The organism is Fibrella forsythiae, from assembly GCF_017353175.1.
GTDB lineage: Bacteria > Bacteroidota > Bacteroidia > Cytophagales > Spirosomataceae > Fibrella > Fibrella forsythiae.
In genome coordinates this window covers 1-7,365 of record NZ_JAFMYW010000032.1, presented here as the reverse complement: position 1 = coordinate 7,365, position 7,365 = coordinate 1, and the positions used below count along the sequence as shown (strand labels likewise).

General features: G+C 57.1%; 4 protein-coding genes. All 4 read left to right on the top strand.

Annotated elements, in window-relative coordinates:
* Positions 1–277 precede the first annotated feature (277 nt).
* Genes J2I46_RS32335 through J2I46_RS32320 form a run of 4 tightly spaced genes read left to right on the top strand, consistent with a single transcriptional unit; the run spans position 278 to position 7,194 of the window.
* A complete protein-coding gene (locus J2I46_RS32335) occupies positions 278–3,490 on the top strand; it encodes a SusC/RagA family TonB-linked outer membrane protein (protein ID WP_207333255.1) in 3,213 nt (1,070 codons plus the stop codon).
* 46 nt (positions 3,491–3,536) lie between these two features.
* A complete protein-coding gene (locus tag J2I46_RS32330) occupies positions 3,537–4,988 on the top strand; it encodes a SusD/RagB family nutrient-binding outer membrane lipoprotein (RefSeq protein ID WP_207333254.1) in 1,452 nt (483 codons plus the stop codon).
* A gap of 9 nt (positions 4,989–4,997) precedes the next feature.
* The gene (locus J2I46_RS32325) at positions 4,998–6,353 is read left to right on the top strand and encodes a sodium:solute symporter family transporter (protein WP_207333253.1); all 1,356 of its coding nucleotides are present in this window, start codon (positions 4,998–5,000) and stop codon (positions 6,351–6,353) included.
* The gene (locus tag J2I46_RS32320) at positions 6,346–7,194 is read left to right on the top strand and encodes a metallophosphoesterase family protein (protein ID WP_207333252.1); all 849 of its coding nucleotides are present in this window, start codon (positions 6,346–6,348) and stop codon (positions 7,192–7,194) included. Before J2I46_RS32325 ends, J2I46_RS32320 begins: the two co-directional genes overlap by 8 nt.
* The last annotated feature ends 171 nt before the right edge of the window (positions 7,195–7,365 follow it).

The following is a 7,365-nucleotide window of genomic DNA, read 5'->3' as shown; positions in this document are numbered from 1 at the left end:
AGGTAGCCTGGGCAATATTCGTCAGCTGCTGCAAATAGACGTGGGCTTTGGCGACGTAGTAACCCCGGCCCCCGTTCGAATGAGCTACCCTACGCGCTCTTAATTGAGTTGGCTCTGGTTAATTTCTTACCCAGCGGCCTGTACGGGTAAGGAATTGATTGCTACCCAAATTGTTCCCTACCCTGCGGTCCGTAGGAGAGCCATTCGTGATTCGCCCGGCATCCATTGCCCCACTTACGGCGTATATTACCAAGATTTTGCCTCTAAGCCCCATTCTATGCGGTCATTTGTACTAATTGCCTTCAGTTCTTTACTGGCCCTAACGGCCTCAGCCCAGAAAATCACCGGGCGAATCCTTGATCAGGCCTCACAACAACCGATTGTGGGGGCCACCGTCCAGGTGAAGCGCACGCAGGCGGGCACGCTCACCACGGCCACAGGTACCTTTACGCTGAGCAATCTACAGCCTGCCGATACATTGACATTCTCCTTCCTGGGTTACCAGGCCCAGGAGCTTCCCTACGCGGGTCAAACCACGCTGACAGTCAAGCTGGTGGCCGGTGTTTCGCTCAACGAGGTTGTCGTAACGGCCCTGGGCCTAGAGCGCAGCGCCCGGAGCCTGGGCTACGCCGTTCAGAAAGTGGATGGGCAGCAGCTCAGCGAGGTAAAAACGCCTAACTTTCTGGATAACCTATCGGGTAAGGTAGCGGGCGTGATGATTACCTCCGGCTCGACGGGCGTGGGATCTTCCTCGCGCATCACCATTCGGGGTGAATCCTCCTTTACCAACAACAATCCCCTGTTTGTGATCGATGGCATCCTGATCAACAACGCCACGGTGGTTAACCGGGTCAACGACGACGCCAACGGGTTTCAGGAAATCGACTTCGGAAACGGGGCCATGGATATCAACCCTGACGACGTGGCTACGGTGTCGGTGCTGAAAGGCCCCGGCGCGGCCGCCCTCTACGGTACGCGGGCAGCCAACGGAGTTATTTTGATTACGACCAAAGAAGGCTCCTCGGGCAAAGGCATCGGCGTAAGCTTCAACAGCACCTTTTATACCGAGCGGCCGTTTCAATTGCCCCGTTTTCAGAACCAATACGGGCAAGGAAATAGTGGAGCCTTCGCCTACGTCAATGGGCTGGGCGGGGGAGTCAACGACAACATCTCCTACAGTTACGGTCCCAGGCTTGATGCGGGGCTGCTGATTCCGCAGTATGACAGCCCCGTGAATTTGCCCGACGGCAGGGTAGTACGCGGAGCTGATACCCAGGTCTACAGCAGGCTTCCCATTACTCCGACCCCGTTTGTGTCGCACCCCGATAATTTAAAGAATTTTTACCAGGTCGGCCACACGGCCATTAATAACCTGGCCATTTCGGGCAGCTACGAAAAGGGAAGTTACCGGCTCTCCTACACCGACCTGACGAGTGAGTCGACCATCCCGGGCGTGGATCTGAAACGAAAAACGCTGGCCGCCCGGCTACAGTTTGAGCCCATGAGGCGACTGACCTTCAGCTCGTCGATCAACTACATCAACACCGGCAGCGATAACCGCCCCGCCACCAAGTATGGCTCGGAAAATATCAATTACGCCCTTAGCGCTTGGCTGGGTCGGCAGACCGACGTGAATCCCATGAAGCAGTACTGGCAGCCGGGACTGGAGGGACTTCAGCAATTCTCTTACAATTATACCTACTTTGATAACCCCTACTTCACTCTCTACCAAAACCGCAACTCCTTTAACCGCGACCGGCTCATCGGAAATCTGGCCGTGACTGGGGAGCTGGCCACCAACCTAACGCTGATGGTGCGCAGTGGCATGGACTACTCGGCCGAGAATCGGCAGTTTCGGCGAGCCTTTAGTAGCAACCGCTTCAAGAATGGGGCATACGCCGAGAACGCCGTGTTCTTCCGGGAAATCAATACCGATTTTCTGCTGAATTATACCCGTAGCCTGGGGCCGCTTTCGCTCGATGTGTCGGCCGGTGGCAACCGCATGGATCAGCTGGCATCCTTTGATCAGTACCAGGCCCTGACCCTGGCCCAACCGGGGGTCTTTAAGCTCAACAACGCCGCCTCGCCGGTGGAGGTCTACCAGCAGAGCGCCCGTAAGCGCATCAATAGCCTGTATGCCCTGGCCAAGCTGGCCTATAAAGACGTGCTGTTTGTAGACATCACGGGGCGTAATGACTGGTCCAGCGCCCTGGCAACGCCTATATCGACGGCTAACACGGCCTTCTTCTACCCCTCTGTCTCAGCCAGTTGGGTGCTTTCCAATCAGTTTCGCTTACCCCCGGTTCTCTCGTTTGCCAAAGTGCGGGCCAGTATCGCCAGCGTGGGCAACGACACTAGCCCCTACCAGACCACGGGGGTCTTCAACGCCCGCAACCCGGTATTCTCCCAGCCCGCCTTCAGCGACCAGAGTGCTATTGCCAATACCAACCTGAAACCCGAGTCGATCACCTCCCTTGAGGTGGGGGCCGATGTGCGCTTTTTCGGCGACCGGCTGGGTGTCGACCTGACTTACTACCAGGCCCTCACCCGCAACCAGATCCTGTCGGTGCCTATCGCCGTTCCAACGGGCTACAGCGAACGGGTCATCAACGGTGGTGAGGTAGGGTCAAGGGGCATCGAAGCCGTGGTGACGGCTACGCCGCTTCAGAACAGCCACCTGCGGTGGAATGTAAGCCTGAACTTTAGTCGTAACCGTACCACCGTAATGTCGCTGCCCGGCGAGGTCGGCACTCTGACGCTGGGCTACAACCGCATCTATGACAACGTGAACCAGACGGTCTGGTACCAGGTGCGGCAGGGTGACCGCATGGGTGATATGTGGGGTACGGGTTACCTGCGCACTGCGCAGGGTGAATTTATTGTGGGCAGCAACGGACAGTACATTGCCGACAACACGCTGAAGAAGCTGGGTAATTACAACCCTGATTTTATGGTGGGTCTGTCCAACCAGCTTACCGTCCGGAACTGGAGCCTGGGCTTTCTGCTCGACTGGCGGCAGGGCGGCATCCTGGTCTCGCGCACGCTGGCCCTGGCGGGAGTGGCTGGGCAGCTGATGGAAACGGCTGATCGTCCTGCGGGCGGTATTGTGGCCAAAGGGGTGGTCAACACCGGCACTGCCGACAAGCCAGCCTATCAGCCCAATGCCCAGGCCATTCCGGCCGAGACCTACTACCGGATGTACTACGACCGCAACAACGAGGAGAACAACACCTACGATGCTTCCTACGTCAAGCTACGGGAGATGAGCCTTGGGTACACCCTGCCCCAAACCAGTGGGCTAGCCCGCAGACTGAGCATGCAGCGGCTGACCATCGCACTGATCGGCCGTAACCTGCTGGCCCTCTCGCACATCCCTCACTTTGATCCCGAACAAACTTCATTTCAGCAAAACCAGCTGCAAACGGGCGTCGAGGACATGACCTATCCTACCTCGCGCAGCCTGGGCGTAAAGCTGAGCGTAACCTTTTAAGTCCTGCCAAGGGACCACCGGCCCGCCGGGCTATACCCAACTGACTATGAAACGCATTGTCTATTCTACCCTCCTGCTGTTTGCTCTAACTAGTATGCTGCCTAGTTGCACGGGGGATTTCAAGGAAATCAACACCAACCCCAACGCACCGGTTGACGTGCAGCCCTCGCTGCTGCTGCGCAAGATCATTTTCGATTACGGCGAGCAGATGTCCTATGAATCCTTTGTGGCGGGCAATTTGCTGGGGCAGTATTTTACGGCTATTGACTTCAACCTCTTCGACCGGCATAGCCTAAGTGAGCCCCAGTACGGCGGCAATCCATGGCCCTTTATCTACACGAACCTGCGGGATAACGAGATTTTGCTGCAAAAGTCCCGTGCCAACGGGGCCTTTGGGGTCTATGAAGGTCCAGCCCTGATCCTGAAAGCCTACATGGCGGCGGTGCTCACCGATCTCTACGGCGATGTGCCTTACAGCGAGGCCCTGCAGGGGAAGGCGGGGGTGGTCGCGCCCGCCTATGACACCCAGGAGGCTATCTATACCGCCCCGGGCGGCATTCTGGATAACCTTGACAAGGGGATTAGCTCGATCAATGCCTACCAAGGAGCCACCGCCCTGGAGGGCGATCTTCTCTACAGTGGTAACCGCAGCAAGTGGATCCAGTTTGCCAATTCGCTGAAGATTAAGGCACTGATGCGCATTTCGGGCAAGGTAGATGTGAAGCAGGCCTTGCAGAAAGTAGTGACGGAGGGCAACTTTATCAAGGCCAATACCGATAACGCCGTCTACCGCTTCTCGCTTTCCCAGCCCAACAACTTCCGCATGTCAACGGCCCGCATCGGCGACTATAACCTGTTTATCATGTCGCTGACCAGTCAGGAACTGCTGGCCGGACTGGGTGACCCACGCGTGCAGGTTTACTTCCGGCCAACCTCGGCCAAGCCAGGAACTTACAAAGGACTGCTCAACGGTCCTGACGCCTCAAAACTCTCGATTTCAGTGGCCGATTATTCGCTGACGGGAACCATCTTTCGGGAAGAGTCAGACAAGCTGTATGCTAATTATATGACGGCCTACGAGACCAGCTTCTGGCTGGCCGAAGCCGCCCAGCGGGGCCTGGTAGCAGCCTCGGGCAAGGAGTGGTATGAGCGGGGCATTACCCAGGCCTTCGATTACTGGCGTACGGCGCTACCGGCCAGCTACCTGAGCAGCACCAGGGTAGCCTACGCCCAGAACGGACAGAACCCGATCGAGCAGATTCTGACCCAGAAGTGGCTGGCCAACATCAGCAATGCCTACGAAGGCTGGACTGAGTACCGCCGGACTGGTTTCCCCCCTCTGAAGCCGATTTCGGCCAGTCTCAACAACGGCCTGATTCCCCTCCGCATGCCCTACCCCGGTACCGAGAGTGCACTAAATGCAGTACAGTACAAAAAAGTCGCGGACAAAACCCAGAACAACAGCATCAATGTACCCGTTTGGTGGGCTACCCGCTGATCCTTTCTCATGTCTACCACTCTGTTGCAGTGGGCGCTGGTGCTAGCCTCCAGCATCACCCTGTTTTTTGTCTCGCCTCTGGCCCGCACGGCGGCCGAGTTCTTCAGAGGTGCCCGCAACGAGCGGGCGCCCAACACCGTTTTTCTGACGAGTAGTTTGGTCATCTCGTGGCTGTTTGCCAAGTCCATTACCAACGCCGCCAACCTGGGTCAACGCTTCGGACTGGTGGGCGGGGTGGCCTACGCGGGCTATTACCTGTCGTTTCTGGTGGCGGGTTTTGTGATTGTATCGATGCGTAACAAGGGTGGCTACCGCAGTATTCATCACTTTCTGGAGTCCAAATTCGGGGCCAGTGCGGTGGTGGTCTTTACGGTGCTGATTATGATCCGGCTCTACAACGAAATCTGGTCGAATACCATCGTGATCGGTTCGTACTTTGGTCCCCAGGGCTCTACCGATTACTACATGGCCATCCTGGTGTTCACCGCCCTTACGCTGGCCTACACGCTCAAGGGTGGCATGAGCAGCTCGATCATGACCGACGTGATTCAACTCTCGCTCTTTGTGGCGCTGCTGACGGTGATTCTGGGCTTTATTCTGCCCCACTACGGCGGAAGCCTGACTCCCTTTGTAAGCAGTGGACGGTGGGAGTTGAATCAGGGGGGCGATCTGCTGCTGGTGGCGCTGGTGCAGTGTTTTAGCTATCCCTTTCATGACCCTGTGCTGACCGACCGGGGCTTTATCTCCGATACGCGCACTACGCTAAGGGCCTACCTCTGGGCGGGAGCCATTGGCTCAGCCTGCATTATCTTCTTTAGCTTTGTGGGTATTTTTGCCAAGCTCAACGCCCTGACAGGTGAAGCGCCGGTGGCCGTAGCCCAGTACGTGGGTGTGCCGATGCTGCTAATGATGAATTTGATCATGGTCACCTCGGCCTCGGCGACGCTGGACTCGGCTATGGCTTCCTTCTCCAAGCTTATCAGCATCGACCTGAGCCGGGCCGCCGAGCCCAGCGTCAGGCGGGGGCGGTGGGCCATGGTTGTGCTGGCAGTGCTAGGTACGATCCCGGTGTTTTTCGACCCGGCTATTTTGTCGGCCACCACTATCAGCGGCACGCTGGTGCTAGGTCTGGCCCCGGTCTTTTTGTGCTGGAATGTCCGCGTGCCGCGCCTGACGTTTCACCTGTCAGTGGTGGGTGGGCTACTACTGGGTGGTTTTCTGACGTTTTTTCCCCTGCCTGAATCCTGGCGGCTGGGTGGCGGTGCATACGGATCGCTGCTCAGTGTGAACCTGATTACAACGGCTTATTGTTTTCTGGTTTTCGCGGGCAGCGCGCTGCTGTTTCAACCCAAGACCCATGACTGATCGTTTTGCTGCCCAGGAGTTGGGCACCCGCCGTGGCAGGCTACTGGTATTTGGTGGTCCCTACTCCAATCTACAGGCGCTGGAAGCGCTCAGGGCCATTGCCGACCAGCTTGGGATTCCTCCTGAGAACATTTTCTGTACCGGTGATATTGTCGGTTACTGCGCCCAGCCCGAGGAGTCGGTTCAACTGGTCAGAGAATGGGGTATTCAGGCCATCCAGGGTAACGTGGAGCAGAATATCATTCGGGGTGAGGATGACTGCGGCTGCAATTTTACCCAGGGCGGGAGATGTGACGTACTTTCCCGGACCTGGTTTCCCTACGCAGCTGAAGCCCTGTCGGTTGAGGCAATTGCCTTTTTGAGCACCCTGCCCCTCCACCTGTCGTTCCGCTACGCGGATAAGGCGGTGACGGTGCTACACGGGTCGGCTAGGGGTATTGCTGATTTTGTCTTTGGCTCAACGCCCTGGCCGGTGAAAGAAGCCAGTTTTGCCGCCACTGGGGCCCAGGTGATTTTGGCTGGCCACGCCGGGCTGCCTTTTGCTGACAGGCGAGCGTCAGAGGCGGGGGTTGGTCAGTACTGGCTCAATGCGGGCGTCATTGGCATGCCCGCCAATGATGGCACTTCCCGCGTGTGGTATTTGCTGCTGGAGGACACCGATGGCCGCTTCACCTATACCTTTCATTCCTTTACCTATGATAACCAGGCGGCCCACCGGTCAATGATGGTTAATCAACTTCCCGCCTCCTACGCCCAGACGCTGCTGACGGGCATCTGGGATAACTGCGAGATTTTGCCGGAGGCAGAAAAGGCTCAACAGGGCCGGGCTATTGCGCTGTAGGGGTAATCTAAAGGCCCGGCCCGTTAGGCGCATCAACGTGAACCGCCTCGCTCCCCGGAGATTCTGCCAGTTGATCTAGACCCGGTATCCTTTCGGAGAACTACCTGTAATCGGCTGAAAACGATAGTAAAAGTGATGTCAAAAAAGATAGTAAACTGCTATATATATGTC

Excerpts from the sequence above, each read along its gene's own strand:
- J2I46_RS32320 (WP_207333252.1), top strand. The coding sequence starts at position 6,346 with ATGACTGATCGTTTTGCTGCCCAGGAGTTGGGCACCCGCCGTGGCAGG.
- J2I46_RS32335 (WP_207333255.1), top strand. The coding sequence starts at position 278 with ATGCGGTCATTTGTACTAATTGCCTTCAGTTCTTTACTGGCCCTAACG.
- J2I46_RS32330 (WP_207333254.1), top strand. The coding sequence starts at position 3,537 with ATGAAACGCATTGTCTATTCTACCCTCCTGCTGTTTGCTCTAACTAGT.
- J2I46_RS32325 (WP_207333253.1), top strand. The coding sequence starts at position 4,998 with ATGTCTACCACTCTGTTGCAGTGGGCGCTGGTGCTAGCCTCCAGCATC.